1 protein-coding gene is annotated in these 363 nt (G+C 42.4%); it reads left to right on the forward strand.

Annotated elements, in window-relative coordinates:
• A partial coding sequence (locus tag A3757_RS04695; protein WP_197469776.1) for a metallophosphoesterase occupies positions 1-363 on the forward strand: 363 nt, incomplete at both ends.

The following is a 363-nucleotide window of genomic DNA, read 5'->3' on the forward strand; positions in this document are numbered from 1 at the left end:
GTGCTCCTATGTATTGGCTTGAGTTTACACCCGATATTCTAGTGTTAGCTGGTGATGTCCATAAAGCCTGTGACATTCAGAAAATACTACCATTGCTCACCGAATTCAGACCAAACATGGATATTGTGTTCGTGCCCGGCAACCACGAATACTACGGTTGCAAGAATATGATTGAGACAGAACAAGCTTTACGAGAAGAGTTCTCAAAGTCGAAACAAATACACTTTCTTCAATGCGATTCAAAAGTAGTCCAGGGCGTTAGGTTTATCGGCTGCACAGGTTGGACAACACTATCCGCTCTAAAAAACGAAGAGTTTCCTAATGTCGAACCAGTCATCGCTGATCGGATCAATGACTTTCATT

It is taken from the genome of Oleiphilus sp. HI0117 (genome assembly GCF_001635235.1).